Origin of the sequence: Kitasatospora nipponensis (assembly GCF_039528135.1) — a bacterium.
Taxonomy (GTDB): domain Bacteria; phylum Actinomycetota; class Actinomycetes; order Streptomycetales; family Streptomycetaceae; genus Kitasatospora; species Kitasatospora nipponensis.
The window spans coordinates 1-428 of record NZ_BAAALF010000199.1; the positions used below are offsets into that span (position 1 = coordinate 1).

Genomic DNA, 428 nt, shown 5'->3' on the forward strand with positions numbered 1-428 from the left:
CGCCTCACGGCCGGCGCGGGCGCCGCGGGCCCTTCGGGGCGGGGCGCGGCGGCTCGCCGGGGGGCGCCGCCGGTTCGGTCGCCGCCGAGGTCGCCGCCGAGGTCGCCGCCGGGCCCGGGGTCTGGGTCGGGGGCGCGGGCGTGCCGTGCAGGGCTTCGCGGGTCGGCGCGCCGAGCTTGCGCAGGGCGTTGGCGACATGGTGTTCGACGGTGCGCGGCGAGAGGAAGAGGGCCTCGGCGATCTGTTGGTTGCTGGCGCCCTTGCGCAGCAGCGCCGCCACCTCGCTCTCCCGCGGCGAGAGCTGGTCGCCGTAGCCGCGGCGCCCGCGCGGGGCCGGGCGGGCCAGGCCCAGCTCGCGCAGCGTCTGCTGGCAGTGCGCGGCGTCCGAGGTGGCCCCGAGCCGGGTGTAGGCCCGGGCCACCTCGTCG

The 428-nt window shown here is 80.8% G+C and carries 1 protein-coding gene; it reads right to left on the reverse strand.

Translation table 11 applies throughout. The features are described 5' to 3' along the window. Positions 1 to 4: 4 nt before the first annotated feature. On the reverse strand, positions 5 to 428 hold a 424-nt coding region (locus ABD323_RS34085; protein ID WP_344445946.1), incomplete at its 5' end, for a response regulator transcription factor.